The organism is Bacillus sp. FSL P4-0248, from assembly GCF_038593305.1.
In the GTDB taxonomy this organism is placed as follows: Bacteria; Bacillota; Bacilli; order Bacillales; family Bacillaceae; genus Bacillus; species Bacillus safensis.
Map to the genome: position 1 here is coordinate 2,820,530 of NZ_CP151983.1, position 18,322 is coordinate 2,838,851.

The 18,322-nt window shown below is 41.5% G+C and carries 17 protein-coding genes; 13 read left to right on the forward strand and 4 right to left on the reverse strand.

The genetic code is table 11. The features are described 5' to 3' along the window. Positions 1-33 precede the first annotated feature (33 nt). Together NST65_RS14625 and NST65_RS14630 are read left to right on the forward strand one after the other, a co-directional pair. Positions 34-1,209, forward strand: coding sequence for a MalY/PatB family protein (locus NST65_RS14625; protein ID WP_025094195.1), 1,176 nt, complete (start codon positions 34-36; stop codon positions 1,207-1,209). Positions 1,210-1,539: 330 nt separating this feature from the next. After that, positions 1,540-2,832: a HAMP domain-containing sensor histidine kinase gene (locus NST65_RS14630; protein ID WP_034622120.1), complete on the forward strand. Its 1,293-nt coding sequence runs from the start codon at positions 1,540-1,542 to the stop codon at positions 2,830-2,832. Here NST65_RS14630 and NST65_RS14635 read toward each other — a convergent pair whose 3' ends face one another. Beyond that, positions 2,833-3,009 (reverse strand): hypothetical protein, encoded by a 177-nt coding sequence (locus NST65_RS14635; protein ID WP_171464640.1) that lies wholly within the window; start codon positions 3,007-3,009, stop codon positions 2,833-2,835. It lies immediately after the preceding gene. A 91-nt stretch (positions 3,010-3,100) separates the two neighbouring features. Between NST65_RS14635 and NST65_RS14640 the strand changes: the two genes are divergently transcribed. After that, the gene (locus NST65_RS14640) at positions 3,101-3,493 is read left to right on the forward strand and encodes a kinase-associated lipoprotein B (protein WP_025094193.1); all 393 of its coding nucleotides are present in this window, start codon (positions 3,101-3,103) and stop codon (positions 3,491-3,493) included. On the opposite strand, the gene kapD is transcribed toward NST65_RS14640, so the two are convergent. Then, positions 3,490-4,107 carry a 3'-5' exonuclease KapD gene (gene kapD, locus NST65_RS14645; protein WP_025094192.1) on the reverse strand — a complete coding sequence of 206 codons (618 nt, stop codon included), beginning with the start codon at positions 4,105-4,107 and terminating at the stop codon, positions 3,490-3,492. The genes NST65_RS14640 and kapD overlap by 4 nt on opposite strands. Before the next feature lie 218 nt (positions 4,108-4,325). On the opposite strand from kapD, the gene NST65_RS14650 reads away from it, so the two are divergent. The 3 genes from NST65_RS14650 (at position 4,326) to NST65_RS14660 (ending at position 7,942) form a co-directional block, all read left to right on the forward strand. Further along, positions 4,326-5,504 (forward strand): MFS transporter, encoded by a 1,179-nt coding sequence (locus tag NST65_RS14650; protein WP_220396324.1) that lies wholly within the window; start codon positions 4,326-4,328, stop codon positions 5,502-5,504. Between the two features lie 107 nt (positions 5,505-5,611). Next, positions 5,612-7,513, forward strand: a complete 1,902-nt coding sequence (locus NST65_RS14655) for a transglycosylase domain-containing protein (RefSeq protein ID WP_111926643.1) — start codon at positions 5,612-5,614, stop codon at positions 7,511-7,513. An 18-nt stretch (positions 7,514-7,531) separates the two neighbouring features. Then, complete coding sequence (locus NST65_RS14660) at positions 7,532-7,942, forward strand: thiol-disulfide oxidoreductase DCC family protein (protein ID WP_024423304.1); 411 nt, start codon at positions 7,532-7,534, stop codon at positions 7,940-7,942. A 247-nt stretch (positions 7,943-8,189) separates the two neighbouring features. On the opposite strand, the gene NST65_RS14665 is transcribed toward NST65_RS14660, so the two are convergent. Beyond that, positions 8,190-8,747 (reverse strand): YufK family protein, encoded by a 558-nt coding sequence (locus tag NST65_RS14665; protein ID WP_034622124.1) that lies wholly within the window; start codon positions 8,745-8,747, stop codon positions 8,190-8,192. A gap of 185 nt (positions 8,748-8,932) precedes the next feature. Here NST65_RS14665 and malK point away from each other — a divergent pair, with 185 nt between their 5' ends. The 7 genes from malK (at position 8,933) to NST65_RS14700 (ending at position 17,915) form a co-directional block, all read left to right on the forward strand. Further along, a complete protein-coding gene (gene malK, locus NST65_RS14670; RefSeq protein WP_024423306.1) occupies positions 8,933-10,531 on the forward strand; it encodes a malate sensor histidine kinase MalK in 1,599 nt (532 codons plus the stop codon). Next, positions 10,524-11,231 carry a response regulator gene (locus NST65_RS14675; RefSeq protein ID WP_111926645.1) on the forward strand — a complete coding sequence of 236 codons (708 nt, stop codon included), beginning with the start codon at positions 10,524-10,526 and terminating at the stop codon, positions 11,229-11,231. The genes malK and NST65_RS14675 overlap by 8 nt, the downstream gene beginning before the upstream one ends. A 394-nt stretch (positions 11,232-11,625) precedes the next feature. Further along, complete coding sequence (locus NST65_RS14680; RefSeq protein WP_024425935.1) at positions 11,626-12,708, forward strand: BMP family protein; 1,083 nt, start codon at positions 11,626-11,628, stop codon at positions 12,706-12,708. A gap of 158 nt (positions 12,709-12,866) precedes the next feature. Beyond that, entirely contained in the window at positions 12,867-14,402 is a 1,536-nt protein-coding gene (locus NST65_RS14685; protein ID WP_024425936.1) for an ABC transporter ATP-binding protein, read from the forward strand. After that, positions 14,395-15,441 (forward strand): ABC transporter permease, encoded by a 1,047-nt coding sequence (locus tag NST65_RS14690; RefSeq protein ID WP_024423310.1) that lies wholly within the window; start codon positions 14,395-14,397, stop codon positions 15,439-15,441. The genes NST65_RS14685 and NST65_RS14690 overlap by 8 nt, the downstream gene beginning before the upstream one ends. Continuing rightward, positions 15,442-16,401: an ABC transporter permease gene (locus NST65_RS14695; protein WP_024423311.1), complete on the forward strand. Its 960-nt coding sequence runs from the start codon at positions 15,442-15,444 to the stop codon at positions 16,399-16,401. A gap of 176 nt (positions 16,402-16,577) precedes the next feature. Further along, positions 16,578-17,915: a 2-hydroxycarboxylate transporter family protein gene (locus NST65_RS14700; protein ID WP_024425937.1), complete on the forward strand. Its 1,338-nt coding sequence runs from the start codon at positions 16,578-16,580 to the stop codon at positions 17,913-17,915. A 74-nt stretch (positions 17,916-17,989) separates the two neighbouring features. Here NST65_RS14700 and NST65_RS14705 read toward each other — a convergent pair whose 3' ends face one another. After that, positions 17,990-18,199, reverse strand: a complete 210-nt coding sequence (locus NST65_RS14705) for a hypothetical protein (protein WP_024425938.1) — start codon at positions 18,197-18,199, stop codon at positions 17,990-17,992. Positions 18,200-18,322 lie beyond the last annotated feature (123 nt).

Below are 18,322 nucleotides of genomic sequence, written 5' to 3' on the forward strand. Positions count from 1 at the left end.
AGAATGGTTGAAAAACAGCTAGAGGTGGGTTTCATGAATTTCGACGAACAGATCATACGTAAAGGTTCAAAATCAGTGAAATGGGATCAGGCAGAGTCTTTGTTCCTGACAACAGATGCCCTTCCGATGTGGGTAGCCGATATGGATTTTAAAGCACCGCAGGTCGTCCTTGATGCATTGAAAGAGCGATTAGATCACGGTGTATTTGGCTATGCATTTCAGGATCAGGATACGCAGCAGGCAGTCGCTGGCTGGCTCAAAAGAAGACATGGATGGACAATCCAGACAGATGCCGTCACCTTCACACCAGGAATCGTAACGGCACTTAGTTTTGCTGTTCAAGCCTTTACAGCACCGCACGACGAAGTAGTTATACAGTCACCAGTGTATACACCTTTTTATCAAATGATTGAGCGAAATGGACGTACAGTCTCAACCAATCCTTTAAAAATAGAAAACAACCGCTATATGATGGATTTTGATGATTTAGAGAAAAAACTGAGCAGACCACAAGCAAAGCTCATGTTCCTTTGCCATCCGCATAATCCGTCCGGAAGAGCATGGTCAAAAGAGGAATTAAAGCGAGTCGGAGACCTATGTGTAAAGCATGGAGTCACAGTCGTTTCAGATGAGATTCACTCGGATTTGATGCTTTACGGGAAGCAGCATGTGCCCTTCGCCAGCCTTTCTGACGACATTGCACATATCACGGTAACGTGTATTGCGCCGAGTAAAACCTTTAATCTAGCGGGGCTTCAGGCATCTGCTATTATCATTTCAGATAAAGAAAAAAGAACTCTTTTCAACAATGAAGTGCAAAGAAACGGACTGTCCAAACTGAATGCCTTTGCGATTCCAGCGATGGAAGCAGCATACCGACACGGGGATGAGTGGCTTGATGCCCTTGTTCTTTATCTCGAAGGCAATATGAAGACGGCGATGGACTATATCGACGAAAATCTTCCAAATATGCGTTATATGAAACCAGATGCTTCTTATTTATTGTGGCTGGACATTCGGGATTATCAATTCAGTCAAGCGGAATTGAAACGGAATCTGCTGAAAAAAGGGAAAGTGATCCTAGAGCTTGGCCACGTGTACGGACACGAAGGAGACGGCTTTATTCGGATGAATCTCGGCTGTCCTGCTGCAACAGTCAGAGAAGGACTGAAACGTCTCCACCAAGCGTTCACGCTATCAGCTGAATAAGACCTATACGATAGAAAGAACATCCTAACGGGTGTTCTCAGCGTGTAGACAAACCCTCGCATTCTTTGTCAGTCCTGCGTGCTGGTGCTCACGAATGTCAAATTCGCTCCGCGCCAGTACTCGTCCTTCCTAGACTTCAAAGGTTTTCTATCACGCTGAAAAGAAGACAAAGGGCTAAAATCAAGATCATTTTAGCCCTTTGTCAACAATCTGAGAACATCCTAACGGGTGTTCTTTTTAAAGAAAAAAACCCTCCTTTTATCATATCTACTTTGTAAATGAAATGATATAATGAGAGGAATTACAATTATTTACGAGGAGAGCATTTAAATGGAAATGTTCAAGGATTTTCTGCTCCATGTATCTTTTATTCTATTTCCAATCTTTTTATATCATGCGCTATGGCTAAGCCGGACCCCTGCTCATTTCCCAAAAACGAATAAACTGCTCATCACAGTATTCGCATCCATCTCTTCAGCACTATGTATTATGTATCCAGTTGGTTCGATTTTAGATTTGCAGACTGGGCTTCAATCCATTCCCCTTGTGCTTGCTATTTTATACGGAGGATACATGGCGGGGATCGTTGCCATCTTGATAAGCATCATAGTCAAATTCGTGATGTACGGCTCTTTCTTATGGATTGGGCTCATCGTTGTCCCAATTTACTTTTTCATCCCATTCCTGTTCTACCGAAAATGGCATCAATATTCGAAGCCAAATAAGCTGTTTTACGGAGTGCTTATCGGTTTATCCAAAGGATTCTTTATTTACATTGGACTTTTTGTGGTCAGCTTAATGGCATACAGCCCAGCTTTTATTATGCAGCAAAAGCTCCTTGAGTTATTTTTCTCAACTCTTTACTACATATTCTTTCTTGTGCTCAGTATCTATTCCATTGAATTCGTTAAGGAAAATGCGGAAATGAGATCACAGCTTGTCCAGTCAGAAAAACTGACCATTGTAAGTGAACTTGCTGCAAGCGTTGCCCATGAAGTACGCAATCCGCTGACAGTTGTGAGAGGCTTTATTCAATTGCTCTTTTCGAATGATAATACAAAAGAGCCACCTGCCAATAAAGATTATAAAAATCTTGTTCTGTCCGAGTTAGACCGGGCGCAGGACATTATCACGAGCTATCTTGACATTGCAAAACAAAACTATTATCAAATTGAATCTCTTAATCTCTCTAAATTACTTGAGGAATGTGCATCACTGATGACATCCTATGCGAATTTTAAATCGGTCACGATTCATCAATCCATTGAACCTGACTTATACATTCAAGGTGACGTAACGAAGATCAAGCAAGTCATGATTAATTTAATCAAAAATGCAATTGAAGCAGCTCCTGAACATGAAGGGAAAATTGAACTTTTTGCTTCAAAAGAAAATCATAAAATCTGCCTTTATTTCGTTGATAACGGTGTAGGTATGACAGAAAGTCAGATGAAAAAACTTGGCGAACCCTATTACACCTTGAAAAATAAAGGGACTGGACTTGGGCTGACAGTGACTTTTTCAATTATTGAAAATCACCATGGAACGATTCGTTTCAAAAGCTCGCTGCAGTCTGGAACAACCGTCACCGTGAAATTTCCTGAAGATACAAGAAGAAAATGATTAATCCATTTTTTTTGTTCTTTTTTCATCTATCTGCTCCTGCTTCTTAGACGCACGAACGATGAGACGAAAACAAATAAACGCAGCAATAAAGAAAATCACCGTGGTGATAGCCGCTGGGATGTACTCCCTTTTATCTTCAGGAAAATATAGTAGAAAAAGTACGATGAATGACATCTCGCCATTCCCCCTTTTGCTCGTTTACTTCACTATATTGGCTAAAAGAAATGAAATACCTTCCTATGAGAAGGAAATGGAGGAATTTCACATGACAGACATTCAAATTGGACAAGTTGTGAAAGGTTTTTATAAAACAGGTGTATACGTTGGGGAAGTGACAGCAGTGAAACCATCGACCTATCTCGTTCAAGTAAAAGCCGTTCTGACACATCCCACTCAAGGCGACCTGCATCATCCGAAAGAAGCAGACGTGCCTTTTTTCCAAGAGAGGCGGGCTTTGGCCTATAGAGAACAGACAAATATCCCTCATCATATGGTGAAGCCTTATGATGGCGATATCCCTGATTATGAAGAGTCACTGAAAGAAGCTGTAGATAAATTGAAACAAGCACTCCGTGCGGATGATTCCAAATGGGCTGAAAAATCAAGAGCGTGCCTATCTTCTCTTGAGAAAGATTATTTTCCAGAAGACGTCCGCTAATCAGCCGAATCAAAAAAATGTGAGAAATCGATCAGCTCACCAATTTTGGTTGTTTGCGGATTTTCCACATAGGCTCTGTCTTTTTCAAAAAGGGTTAACAGCTGATAAGTCGTCATGGCATCATCGAGTGCTTTATGATGCTTACCAGCTCCTTCACTGCCGTATTCCTTTGCTGCTTTTCGAAGCCCTGTCAGTGTGCGGTCACCAAAAAAGGTTTTATATTCAAAGGCCAGGTCCCTCAGCTTCCCCTTAAAAGGAAAGGCAATGTGATTGAGCATACAATTTTGCTTCAATACCTTCATGTCCATGTTGCCCCACGTAATAATTTCACAATTCTCTCCCCCATCAAGTGACACGAGCTTCTCGATAAATTCCTCAAATGAAATTCCGCTCTCTACATCCTCCTGCGTAATTCCGAGGAAAGATTTACAGCGCTTCGTCAGCTTCGGGAACTTTTTCGGTTTGACGTAGCTAGAGAATGTGTCTATGATCGTTTCATCTGCTGCTTTCACTACCCCAGCTTCAATAATTTCAGGAAAAAAATTTTGCGGATGATATTTTCCATCAGGCATCGTAAATTCAAAATCGACCACAAGCACCGTCTTCTGTTCCACCAGTTTCACCTCACTTTTTCGTCAGCTTTTCATTCTCATACCATTATATTAAGACGGACCTTGAAATCACTTCATTTTTGTGAAAATAATGCAGATTCACTATGCCCAACCTATTCATCTGATGAAAGATCGTTTATTTTCCTTTATAATTATTAAGGAACACGAAATAAATAAAGAAGGTGGTCTCTATCACAAACAGGAAGAAAAACTTGTACATCATGTGGTTTGTGAACTTTTTTGTATCTGCGAGCATTACAATGATCGTCCCTTTTTTATCACTTTACATAGAATCTCTTGATAGCAGCTATTCAAATGAATTTGTTCAAAGATGGAGCGGCTATGTCTTTGGAGTCACGTTTTTAACGGCCTTCCTGATTTCTCCGATTTGGGGGCGGATTGGCGACCGGCATGGCTATAAAAAGATTTTATTAATTAACGGAATTGGCATCGCCACAAGTATTCTATTAATGGGGCTTGTGCACACCGTGTATCAGCTATTCGCACTAAGGCTCTTCATGGGGCTTGTCACAGGCTTTATCTCGACTTCAATGGCACTGATTTCTGCACAGACCGAAAAGGCAACTGCCGGTAAAACCCTTGGAACGATGCAGATGAGTAATGTTGCCGGAGGATTGTTTGGTCCATTAATGGGTGGATTCATGGCAGACAGCGTTGGATTTATTTATACGTTTTTCCTGACAGCGGCTGTCATTTATGTGTCAGCTATTGTGATTATCTTCGGAGTGAAAGAACAGCCGATCCGGTCAAAAGAAGCAAAGCGTGTTTCTTACTCACGGAAGGATGTACTCTTTCACATTTTCAAACAGCCTTTGCTTGTCGTCACGATGCTTTTAACGTTTATTACACAAGTAGGGAACTTTAGCATTCAGCCGCTTTTGGCTTTATACATTCATGATTTACATGGTCCTGTCAATCTCGCTTTTTATGCGGGGCTTGCTTTTTCTGCAACTGGACTCGGCAATTTGCTGTTTACGCGAAAATGGGGAGATCTCGGAGATCGAATTGGTCATGACAAGGTGCTGCTTGCCCTTCTCATCCTCTCCTCTATTTTATTCATCCCGCAAGCGATGGCGGATTCGTACGTCATGTTAGTCATTTTCCGTTTCCTATACGGGATGGCACTTGGCGGAATTATTCCGTGTACGACGGCGTATATCCGGATTAAAGCACCTGCTTCTATGCAAGGGGAAGTGCTCGGATACAATGTCAGCTTCCGCTTTCTTGGGAATGTCGTCGGTCCGGTAATCGGCGGCATTGTGGCGAGTCATTACGGGATTCCAGCTGTCTTTTATGTCACTGCCGGCATTTTTCTGTTTGGCGCGTTATTTTTATGGGCGGTCCGCTCACATGCGAAAACAAAGGAAAGGAGTGTCTGATCATCTTCAGATACTCTTTTTTCTTGCGGAAAAGCCTGATTCACTAGACTTCACGCCCTTTCTTTTCTAAAAATAACCTTCTCGTATTCGCAAAAGAATGGTACGATATGGCTAGAAAATTGAAGAAAGTGAGTGACCTCATGTTTCGTGCAATCATTGGTTGGTTATTACTTGCTGCCCTCATCCCATTATTTGCTCTGACTTTTTATCTATCAAAGGAAGAAGCTGCAAGTGTAAAGCCTGTTAACGAAGTGCTTGATCAAAAAATCAAGCTGGAAAAGATAGATTTTTCCCAAAACAGTTATATGTATGACCGGGATGGTTCTCTTATCTCCGAGATCGTCTCAAACGATGAGAACCGAGTGTTCGTGAAATACGATAACATTCCTGAACCTGTGAAGGAGCTGTTCCTTCGTTCAGAGGACCGCAACTTTTATGACCATAAGGGAATTGACTTTATGGGGGTTGTTCGTGCCCTTGCTGCAAATGTCAAAAACCATGGCATCAGCCAAGGAGCGAGTACGATCACACAGCAGCTGTCCCGCAACTTATATTTAAGCCATGAACGTTCGTTCAGCCGAAAGTTTACGGAGCTGCTCTATTCCTATGAACTTGAGCGGAAATTCTCGAAGGATGAAATTCTCGAAAGCTATTTAAATACGATTTATTTCAGTAATGGTGTTTACGGTGTCGGTTCAGCGGCTAATTACTATTTTGATAAGCCGCTTAGTTCTTTAACACTGGCACAAATGGCATTTATCTCTGCTATTCCAAACAACCCAACACTGTATGACCCATTAAAACAGTTCAAGCACACAAAGAAACGCCAAGAACGACTGCTTGGTATTTTGAAGAAAGATGGCGTCATCACCAAAAAGCAATACAAAAAAGCCGTCAAAGAAAAAATCAGCCTTTCTTTAAGTGAAAAGAAAAACCTATACCCTGACTATGTGACATATGCCAATGAAGAGTTTACCGATCTTGTGTCTGATCAGGAGGGCTTTACAAAACGATTGAAGAAAGCCAAAACAGCTGAAGCGAAAAAGGCGATTCAAAAGGAATTATCTGAAAAGGTCAGTGCCCTGCTCCAGGATGGTGTGAAAATTTATACAGCGCTTGATCCTTCCTTACAGCAAAGAGCCGTCTATCAGCTCAATGCTCAATTGCCTTACCAAGGTGTGGAAGGCGGATCAGCCGTCATTAATCATGAAACGCATCAAATTGTTGCACTTGCTGGCGGGAAAAACTATAAGAAATTTGATTTTAACTACGCTTATCAAGCGCAAAGACAGCCTGGTTCTGCGATTAAGCCGCTTTTAGACTATGCGCCTTATATTGATCAAACCGGTGCAACGGCTTCAAGCACCATCAGTGCCGGCAAGTTTTGCAGCAGCGGATACTGTCCGCAGAACTATAATCATAAAACGTATGGAACAGTCACACTTGAAACAGCCTTTAAACATTCTTACAATACCCCTGCGATCCGAATGCTGGATACAGTGGGTGTCAAAAAAGGCTTCAGCTATTTAGAGAAGTTCTCATTCGAACATATTGTAGCGGAAGATTACCGTCTTCCTTCTGCACTTGGCGGATTTACGAAAGGCTTCTCACCGCTAGAAATAACAGATGCATATACCGTCTTTGGCAACCAAGGAGCCTACACACAAAGTCATTCGATCACAAAAGTGACAGACTTAAACGGTAAGACCCTTTACAAGTGGAAAGAGTCGCCAAAGCAAGTATATTCTCAGCGTACAAATGAAACGATGCGTAAGCTGCTTACCTCTGTTGTGAAGAGTGGGACAGGGAAAAAAGCGAATTTCAACGCCCCTTACATCGGTGGTAAAACAGGGACATCCAATGACTACAAAGATATTTGGTTTGTGGGACTGACAGATCAGTACACAATGGGTGTCTGGGTTGGAAGAGATAGAGGAACGGTGGAATCGATTTATCATTCAAGCCCGCACTTACGTATTTGGAAAAATACGATGCAATACGCCAGATAAACAGGAGGTTTGATTGCGATGCATTCAACACATCCACCCCATTTAATCTTATTTGACGGTGTCTGCAACGTGTGCAGCGGCGCTGTTCAGTTTGTGATTAAGCGCGATCCGAATGAACGGATGATGTTCGCTTCCTTACAATCAGATACAGGGCAGCGTATTTTAAAGGAAAACGGTTTGCCTTTAGATGAGTTCAATTCATTCATTTATATTGAAAAAGGGACCCTTTATACGAAGTCGACAGGCATCTTAAAAGCCGCGCGGCATTTAAAAGGGATATACAGATGGAGCTTTTTACTCCTTGCCATACCTCGCCCAATCCGTGATTGGTTTTATCAGTTGATAGCAAAAAATCGCTACAAATGGTTTGGTCAAAAAACATCTTGTATGATGCCTACACCCGATATTCAAAAACGGTTTCTTTCATAAAAAAAAGCATCCTCCATCATTGGAGGATGCTCAGATTGTTGAAAAAGAGCTAAAATGATCTTTATTTTAGCTCTTTTTCTTCTTTTCAGCGTGACCTGAAAACCTTTGCAGTCTAGGAAGGACGAGCACCGAAGCGGAGCGAATTTAACATTCGTGAGCATCGGCGCGCAGAACTGACAACGAATGCAAGGGTTTGTCTAAACGCTGAAAGCATCCTCCATTATTGGAGGATGCTTTCTTTGTCTGCTTATGAAGGCAGACTTGCCATCACACTGTTATAAAGCTTAATAAATAAGTACAAAATACCGATCAAAAACGTCGCCCAAAACAGCAGAATAAACATCATAAATCCAATCAAATTCAGCATAGAAAGCGATTGATAAATGCGAACCACAACCCAGATAAAATAGACAAGACTTGCTAATGCAAAAAGTCCGACTAGCAGAATGAGCTGCTGCGTCAACAGAAAAGCTAGCAAGCTGGCAAATAAATAAACAACGGATGCAATCCGAATTTTCTTTAAGTTCTCCCCTTCAGGGTCCTTAGCGAAAAAGAGTAACGCCAGCTCTAATACCGTATCTGCAATCAGTTTTAAGGCAGATAAGATCATAAAATAAACAAGTGCAAAAGCAGCAAAGAGAGCAAGACGAATGCCCTGTTCAGAGAAAAATTCAAGCATTCCTTTTAAAATCCCTGCTTGAGTCAAGAAATCAGTTGTGACACCTACTGTGAAAATCGAAAAAGCAGAGCTGAATAGTAAAATTGAAATCAGCGGAAAATATCCAGTCAAATATGTATTTTTCATAAATAGATCCTTTCTCATAAGCTCACATTTATTATGGCTCACTTAAAACGGATTGACAAGATGCTTTCAAAGTAAACCGACAGCAAAATCAAATTTATGATTTTGCACGTACATTCCTTCACAAACTTACATTTTCCCGTTAAAGTATTACTGTTACGAAAAAATCGTGCGTTAGGGGTATACTCGTGAAAAAAACTTTAAGACTGCAAACACGGCTGACGATCTTTGTGTGCATCGTTGTCCTGATCTCCCTTTGTATCACATTCTTTACGATATGGTCGGAAACAGCCAAGAACATCCATCAGCAGGAACGTGACATTGCTCTTTCTACTGCCAAAATGGTCGCAGAGGCACCGATCACAGCACAATCATTAGAAGATCATTCATATTCCGCATTACGAAAATATACAACAAGTGTTCAGCAAATCACCAAAACCGAATTCGTTGTCGTCATGGATATGAACGGTATCCGCAAAACACACCCGAATCCGCAGAAAATTGGAAAGCGGTTTGCCGGCGGTGATGAAAAAGCAGCATTACAGGGAAAAGAACATATTAGTACGGCTTCTGGAACACTCGGCAGATCCATGCGTGCTTTTGTTCCTGTTTATGATCAAAATGGAAAGCAGCTTGGGGCTGTGGCCGTAGGGATTACGTTAAAGGAAATTGACTTGATTATTCATCAAAGCTTACTTCCACTCTACTTCGTCACATCACTCAGCCTTCTATCTGGCATCATCGGAGCACTCATTGTGGCAAGAAAAGTGAAGAAGATTATGTTTGGACTTGAGCCGGATGAGATCGCCACATTGTTAAAAGAACGAAGTGCCATGCTAGAATCAACAAAAGAAGGGATTCTGGCCGTCGATCAGCACGGTAAAATCAAACTGGCCAATGCAGAGGCCAAACGGCTCTTTCATAATATGGGCATTATGGTTGATCCTAGAGAACAAGATGTTCAAACTCTCCTCCCTTCAAGCGGCTTAAAACAGGTCATTGAAACACGCAAGCCGCTGCTTGATCGTGACGTGAGAATGAATGGACTGGAACTCGTCTTTAATGAAGTGCCAATTACGGTAAAAGGTGAAATTGTCGGAGCCATCGCCACCTTCCGTGACAAAACAGAAGTGAAACATCTGGCTGAGCAGCTTAGCGGGGTCAAAATGTATGCGAATGCGCTCCGTGCCCAGTCACATGAATTTATGAACAAGCTGCATGTCATTTTAGGATTGGTTCAGCTCAAAAACTACGATGACCTTGGCACCTATATCAAAGATATTGCGATCTATCAGCAAACGGAAACAAATGAAATCATCAACCATGTGAAAAACTCTGTTTTAGCAGGATTTTTACTAGGAAAACAAAGCTATATCAGGGAACAAGGCGCTGCCTTGGAGGTTATTTGCAGCACACAAGTGCCAAATACGGAGGACCCGGCAGTGACGCATGATCTCATTACCGTGATTGGCAACTTGTTAAATAACGCACTCGATGCTGTTTCACATACTGACACGAAAAACATCTCGATCTCCTTCAGATACGTCCATGAGCAGCTTCACATTGAAATCACGGACACAGGTGTTGGTCTCACGAAAGAAGAACAAGACATCATGTTTGATCAAGGCTTTTCAACTAAAGGAGAAGACCGAGGGTTCGGACTCTACTTCGTTGACCAAAGCATCAAGAAATTGAACGGACATATGATTGTCACGAGTGAAAAAGGAGAAGGAACGACCTTTAGTCTCCGCATTCCGTATAAACAAAAGGAGGATTCACATGATTAATGTGTTAATAGTAGAAGATGATCCAATGGTTGGGGAGCTGAACAAACGCTACCTGACCCAAATCGACGGCTTTGAGTTAAAGGGGATTGCCACCTCGTTTCAGCAGGCACTTGAAGTGTTAAAAACAGAAATCATTCACCTCGTACTGCTCGATATTTATATGCCTGGACAAAATGGACTGGCATTACTAACAGAAATTCGCCAGCAAAATCATGCCGTTGATGTCATTGTCATTTCGGCTGCAAATGAAGTCGATGTTGTACAGCAAACGATGCGAAACGGGGCAGTTGATTATTTAATTAAGCCGTTTGAGTTCGAACGATTCCAATCAGCACTGGCAGAGTATAAACGGAAACACGCCCTGTATCAATCCATGAACAGCATTTCGCAAAATGATTTAGATGCGAAGCTTTTTCATAAAAAAGCAGAGGCGGAAAAAGTCCTCTTGCCAAAAGGACTGACCAAAAGCACACTTAAACTCATCTGGACAAGCATTCAATCATTTGGCCAGCAGGCTTTCACAACCGAAGACCTAGCCAATCATACAGAAATCTCTCAAGTCTCCATTAGAAAATACTTGAAATTCCTTGAGGATATCGAAGTGGTGGATGTTGAAATGGCATATGGGACAATAGGACGTCCTGTTTTCCAATATAAACTGAACACGAGCAATATGAATTTGATTCAGCAATATCTTTAAAATACTACATCTGACCTTTCACAAAGGCCAGATGTTTTTTTATGGCATACGATGTAACAAACCCCTTGATATCAGTGGTTCTGCTGTAGCGGAGCACATCACAAAAGCGGCATTATATCATATTTCAGCAGATAAAAAGACATCAAATAAAGCCATTTAACATTTTTTTAAAAATAAAACAAATTTCTATTTATTTATTCGATCGGAAATGATAAATTATGATTGATTAGTTCAACGAGATATAAGTCTGATGTCTTACATCTTCTCTCCTGCCCTCTATAAGTTTCATGAGAAAGCAGGATAAAATACCCTCTTCAGAAGGGTGAGAAGAGATAAATCGGTCTTTTTTCGCGAGACTTTTCTGAAACTTTTAAATTTTATAGGGGGTTATGTTTTGAAGAAGCGCAAAATTGGACTAGCATTGTCCTTAGTCGTAGCAGCAGGAACCATCCTTGGAGCATGCGGCAACTCTGGCTCAAACAGCGGTGAAAGCAAAAAAGATAAAGATCAATTCACTGTTGCAATGGTAACTGATGTCGGTGGTGTCGATGACAAATCGTTTAACCAATCAGCTTGGGAAGGTTTACAAGCATTTGGGAAAGACAACAATCTAAAAAAAGGTAAAAACGGCTTTGATTACTTACAATCTAAATCAGATGCTGACTATACAACAAACTTAAACACACTTGCTCGTGAGAAATTCGACCTGATTTACGGAATTGGTTTCTTAATGGAAGATGCTATTTCTGAAATTGCGGATCAACGTAAGAAAAACCACTTTGCGATCGTTGATGCAGTCGTGAAAAAAGACAACGTGGCAAGCATTGTGTTTAACGAAAACGAAGGATCATTCCTTGTGGGTGTTGCGGCTGCTCTTTCTACAAAATCAAACAAAATTGGATTCGTAGGCGGCGTTGATTCTGAATTAGTCAGAAAATTCGAAGTTGGCTTCCGCGCAGGTGTTGAAGCAGCTAACCCGAAAGCAAAAGTTGAAGTGAAATATGCCGGTGCATTCGATAAGGCTGACATCGGGAAAGCAACAGCTGAAAGCATGTACAAATCTGGCGTCGACATCATCTATCATGCTGCTGGCGGCACTGGAACTGGTGTCTTCACAGAAGCGAAAAACCTGAAAAAAGCAGATCCTAACCGTAAAGTTTGGGTTATCGGTGTAGATAAAGACCAGTATGACGAAGGAAAAGTACCTGGAACAAAACAAAGTGTCACCCTTACTTCTATGGTTAAGAAAGTAGACACAGCGGTACAAGACTTAACAACGAAAGCAAAAGAAGGTAAGTTCCCTGGCGGCGAAGTGATCACATACGGTCTGAAAGAAGGCGCTCTTGACATCTCTCCATCTAAGGAAAACCTTGATAAAGATGTATTAAAGAAAGTTGAAGAATGGAAACAAAAAATCATCAAGGGTGAAGTGAAAATCCCTGCAACACGTGATGAACTAAAAGATTTTAAAGCTTAATTTGAGCAGCGGGATAAGCGCGCCTTATCCCCTGCCTCTCCTTTACCTCCTCTTTATTCGTAAAAGGTGGTAAAAGAAAAGCTGCAGCCTCGTTTTGCAGCTTTTCTTTTGCTAGTTTTTATCTTCATCAGCACCCTAAAAAAGGAGCGGTTAAACCTGTGGATTATGTCATTGAAATGTTGAATATACGCAAAGAATTCCCTGGCATTGTAGCAAACGACAACATTACGCTGCAGCTAAAAAAGGGCGAAATTCATGCGCTGCTTGGTGAAAACGGCGCTGGAAAATCAACGCTCATGAACGTGCTTTTCGGACTGTACCAGCCTGAAAAAGGTGAAATCAAGGTACACGGAAAACCTGTGACCATCTCTAGTCCAAATGATGCTAGTGATTTAGGCATCGGAATGGTGCATCAGCACTTTATGCTTGTCGATACCTTCACTGTCGCTGAAAACATCATTTTAGGTAAAGAGCCCAAGAAGTTTGGAAAGATTGACAAAGAACAAGCCATACAGCAAGTACAAGAGCTTTCTGACCGCTATGGTTTGAAAATAGATCCTGCCGCAAAAGTATCTGACATCTCTGTCGGCATGCAGCAGCGTGCAGAAATCTTAAAAACACTTTACCGGGGCGCTGACATTTTGATCTTCGACGAACCAACGGCCGTTTTAACACCTCAAGAAATCAAAGAACTCATACAAATTATGAAAAACTTAATCAATGAAGGAAAATCCATTATTTTAATCACCCATAAGCTGAAAGAAATTATGGATGCCTGTCATCGCGTGACCATTATCCGAAAAGGCCAAGGCATTCGTACACTTGATGTGGCAAGCACAAATAAAGATGAACTTGCAAGCCTCATGGTTGGTCGTGAAGTGTCATTTAAAACAGATAAAAAAGCTGCTTCTCCAGCTGAGGAAGTTCTTCAAATTCAAGACCTCACAGTAAAAGACGCCAGAGGAATTGAAGCGGTCAAACAGTTGAACCTCTCAGTGAAGGCTGGCGAAATTGTCGGAATTGCTGGGGTAGATGGCAATGGCCAGTCTGAATTAATTGAAGCCATTACCGGTCTAAAGAAATCAGAATCTGGCACAATCATGCTAAACGGGAAAGCCATTCAAAATCTCCCGCCTCGTAAAGTGACCGAATCTGGGATTGGACATATTCCTCAGGATCGTCATAAACATGGACTTGTACTCGATTTTTCAATTGGAGAAAACATTTCCTTACAAACGTATTATCAGCGTCCTTATTCAAAATTCGGCTTATTGAATATGAAAAATATTTATCAAAAAGCAAAACGAATCATTGCGGAATATGACGTCAGAACACCGAGTGAATATACAGAAGCGCGCGCTCTGTCAGGCGGTAACCAGCAAAAAGCCATTATCGGCCGTGAAGTTGACCGCAATCCTGATTTATTAATTGCCGCTCAGCCGACACGAGGACTTGATGTTGGTGCGATTGAATTTGTTCATAAACGTCTAATCGAGCAAAGAGACGCAGGCAAAGCCGTTTTGCTCATCTCCTTTGAGCTTGATGAAATTATCAATGTCAGTGATAAGATCGCTGTTATTTTCGAAGGCAGCATTGTCGCCATTGTTGATCCAAAAGAAACAACAGAGCAAGAGCTTGGTCTATTAATGGCTGGAAGTACGCAACAGGAAGTGGGGAAAGAAGCAAATGTCTAATCGCTTAACAAATCTGCTGATTCCGCTTATAGCCATTGTACTTGGTCTTTTGGTTGGGGCCATTATTATGCTGGCAAGCGGTTATAGTGTCATCGAAGGCTATAGCGCCCTTTGGAATGGCGTTTTCGGTGAAACCTATTATATGGGAGAAACCATCAGGCAAGTGACACCTTATATATTATCAGGTCTTGCTGTTGCCTTTGCATTTCGGACAGGCCTGTTTAATATCGGTGTAGAAGGTCAAATGCTTGTTGGCTGGGTAGCTGCTGTATGGATTGGAACAACTGTCCATGCACCTATGTATATTCATCTGCCGCTTGCACTCATCACCGCAGCTGCTGCAGGTGCTTTATGGGGCTTTATTCCTGGTTTTTTAAAAGCTCGTTTTTATGTGCATGAGGTCATCGTTACTATCATGATGAACTACATTGCCCTTCATGTCACAAACTATTTAATCTCAAATGTCTTAACAGATAATAAAGATAAAACAGATAAAATCGATGCCACTGCCTCGCTCCGCTCTGGATTTTTTGAGCAGATCACTGATTTTTCCCGAATGCATAACGGTATTTTTGTTGCCATTATTGCTGCGGTCGTGATGTGGATCATTATTCAAAAAACGTCTAAAGGGTTTGAATTACGAGCAGTTGGAATGAACCAGCAGGCATCACATTATGCTGGTATGAACGTTCGCCGCAATATCATTTATGCGATGCTTATTTCAGGTGCTTTTGCAGGTCTTGCAGGCGCTATGGAAGGTCTTGGTACATTTGAATATGCCTCTATTAAAGGCTCATTTACAGGCGTAGGTTTTGATGGAATTGCCGTCGCTTTATTAGGTGGAAATACGGCTGTTGGTGTTGTCCTTGCTGCATTATTGCTTGGTGGATTGAAGGTCGGTGCATTAAATATGCCGCTTGAATCAGGCGTACCGACTGAGGTTGTTGATATTGTCATTGCGATCATCATTCTTTTCGTCGCCTCAAGCTATATTATCCGTCTTGTGATTCAACAAATGAAGAAAAAGGGGGGAAAATAAGTGGGATTTCTGCAAATACTTGAAATCATCGTCCCAGCTACACTTGTTTATGCTGCACCACTTATTTTAACCGCTCTTGGAGGCGTCTTTTCAGAAAGATCAGGTGTTGTCAATATCGGTCTTGAAGGGTTGATGGTCGTCGGAGCATTTTCCAGTATTATCTTTAACTTATTTTTTGCTGATACGTTTGGAGCCTTGACCCCGTGGCTTGGGCTTCTCGTCGGAATGGCTGTTGGCGGATTGTTCTCACTGATTCATGCAGTGGCGACCATTACCTTCCGAGCTGATCAAACGGTCAGTGGTGTGGCGATTAACATGCTGGCACTTGGCGCTACATTGTTTGTCGTCAAACTGATTTATGGGAAAGCACAAACTGATAAAATTACAGAGCCTTTCTATAAAGGAGATATCCCCCTTTTAAGTGACATTCCGATCATTGGTGATATTTTCTTTAAAGATGTTTATTATACGTCTATACTCGCCTTAGCTCTTGCGGTTGTTGCTTGGTTTGTTTTATTTAAAATGCCGTTTGGTCTTCGTCTTCGTGCAGTCGGAGAGCATCCAATGGCAGCTGATACAATGGGTATCAAAGTGTACCGGATGCGTTACATCGCTGTTTTCATTAGTGGACTGTTTGGCGGTCTTGGCGGAGCTGTTTATGCCTCAACGATCGCGCTTGATTTCTCACATGCCACCATTACTGGACAAGGCTTCATCGCACTAGCTGCGCTTGTATTCGGTAAATGGCATCCATTTGGCGCAATGGGCGCTGCTTTATTCTTTGGATTTGCTCAAAGTTTAAGCATCATTGGCTCTCTCCTGCCGCTGTTCCAAGATATACCGAATGTGTATATGCTCATAGCACCATATGTGCTCACCATTTTAGCACTTACTGGCTTCATCGGACGTGCCGATGCACCGAAAGCACTTGGTACGCCTTATCTAAAAGGAAAACGATAAATACGATGTATGATCAATCCCCTGAAGGACAAACTACTTTCAGGGGATTTTTGTATGATAAAAAACTCAAAAACTCCTGTTTATTTTACTTTTATTACACTTATTTTAGTTTAATAAATAGAAGAGTGTCATTGAATCTTCTACAATTGAGACAAATAGCATTTGGGGGTGTTTATGTGGCTAATGCACAACAATTGAAATCGATTACAGACGATTCTGACAATAATAAAAGCGTTTTCCGTAAGATCATGTCTTGGAAAATTGGTGTTATTGATCTACCTGTGTATTTAGTACTTGCAGCGATTATTTTAACTGCCGCTTATTTTAATAAAATTCCAGCAAATATGCTTGGTGGTTTCGCTGTTATTATGATTTTGGGGATTTTCCTTGGAGATGTAGGACAACGTATTCCAATCTTAAAAGATATTGGTGGACCGGCGATTCTTTCTTTATTCGTACCATCGTTCCTGGTCTTTTTTAATGTTCTGAATCCGAACTCATTGGAAGCGGTTACGTCTCTTATGAAAACGTCGAACTTCCTTTACTTCTATATCTCTGCTCTTGTAGTAGGTAGTATTCTTGGGATGCAGCGAACTGTTTTAGTACAAGGCCTTATTCGTATGTTTGTTCCTCTCGTTGCAGGTACAATTGCAGCTGTGAGTGCTGGTATCCTTGTTGGCCTTTTAGTTGGCTTCACACCGCATCATTCATTCTTCTTTATTATTGTACCGATTATTGCCGGTGGTGTTGGAGAAGGGATTCTGCCATTATCTATCGCTTATTCACAAATTCTTGATGTATCAGCAGAGTCATTAATTTCTCAATTAATTCCTGCGGCTGTCATCGGGAACGTCATTGCCATTATCTGTGCTGGCGCATTGAAGAAGCTTGGTGAGAAACGTCCAGAACTAAACGGAAATGGCCGTCTTGTGAAATCTAAAGAAGCAAACGAAATTTTCGAGCAGCCAGATTTGGATGCAAAAGTTGATTTCGGGTTAATGGGTGCTGGTGTACTCGTTGCTTGTACAACCTTCATCTTTGGTGGTTTGTTAGAAAGCTTTGTTCATATTCCAGGTCCAATCTTAATGATTGTTCTTGCCGCTTTAATCAAATACTTAAACGTGATGCCTCAGCATCTTCAAAACGGCTCACAGCAGTTCTACAAGTTTGTATCTAAAAGCTTTACATGGCCGCTAATGGTTGGTCTTGGTATTCTATACATTCCACTTGATGATGTAGCAACTGTCATCTCCATTCCATTCGTATGCGTATGTATCGCTGTTGTACTCGCAATGGTTGGTTCTGGTTACTTCGTTGGAAAACTAATGAACATGTATCCAGTAGAATCTGCTATTGTCACTGGCTGTCACAGCGGACTTGGCGGTACTGGCGACGTTGCGATTCTTTCAGCTTCTGGAAGAATGGGTCTTATGCCTTTCGCACAAGTATCTACACGACTTGGCGGAGCAGCAACTGTTATCTGTGCAACGATCTTACTCAGAGTGTTTAGTTAAACTACCACACATAAAAAGCATGGGCTCTCACATGGGCCCATGCTTTTTTTATATTTCTTTTCTCCTATAGGATCTTATTCATCAGCTAATACAATTCGTAAATATTCCCTGGGCTGAAAAGGATACAGCTTGGTTTCTTGATAGCTCATGTGAAGAAGATGCTCAGAAAACAGCGGCCATTCACTCCCGGCCTGCCACCTTTTTTGATCATTTCGGTCAATCAAGAATGCTCCTCCTAAAATCGTGCAGAATAGGCTTAAGCTGATGACGATCTTTCGTTTCATTTGATCAGCTCCTTTAAGAAAAGCATGTACGAAAAACAAAACAATATACAATGAGTATCATTTTTGATAAAATTATTTTTGTGGTCAAAAGAACCTAAAACAAATACAGTTTGCTTGAAATCG

Excerpts from the sequence above, each read along its gene's own strand:
- NST65_RS14625 (WP_025094195.1), top strand. The coding sequence starts at position 34 with ATGAATTTCGACGAACAGATCATACGTAAAGGTTCAAAATCAGTGAAA.
- NST65_RS14630 (WP_034622120.1), top strand. The coding sequence starts at position 1,540 with ATGGAAATGTTCAAGGATTTTCTGCTCCATGTATCTTTTATTCTATTT.
- NST65_RS14635 (WP_171464640.1), bottom strand. The coding sequence starts at position 3,009 with ATGTCATTCATCGTACTTTTTCTACTATATTTTCCTGAAGATAAAAGG.
- NST65_RS14640 (WP_025094193.1), top strand. The coding sequence starts at position 3,101 with ATGACAGACATTCAAATTGGACAAGTTGTGAAAGGTTTTTATAAAACA.
- NST65_RS14650 (WP_220396324.1), top strand. The coding sequence starts at position 4,326 with ATGTGGTTTGTGAACTTTTTTGTATCTGCGAGCATTACAATGATCGTC.
- NST65_RS14655 (WP_111926643.1), top strand. The coding sequence starts at position 5,612 with ATGGCTAGAAAATTGAAGAAAGTGAGTGACCTCATGTTTCGTGCAATC.
- NST65_RS14660 (WP_024423304.1), top strand. The coding sequence starts at position 7,532 with ATGCATTCAACACATCCACCCCATTTAATCTTATTTGACGGTGTCTGC.
- NST65_RS14665 (WP_034622124.1), bottom strand. The coding sequence starts at position 8,747 with ATGAAAAATACATATTTGACTGGATATTTTCCGCTGATTTCAATTTTA.
- NST65_RS14675 (WP_111926645.1), top strand. The coding sequence starts at position 10,524 with ATGATTAATGTGTTAATAGTAGAAGATGATCCAATGGTTGGGGAGCTG.
- NST65_RS14690 (WP_024423310.1), top strand. The coding sequence starts at position 14,395 with ATGTCTAATCGCTTAACAAATCTGCTGATTCCGCTTATAGCCATTGTA.
- NST65_RS14705 (WP_024425938.1), bottom strand. The coding sequence starts at position 18,199 with ATGAAACGAAAGATCGTCATCAGCTTAAGCCTATTCTGCACGATTTTA.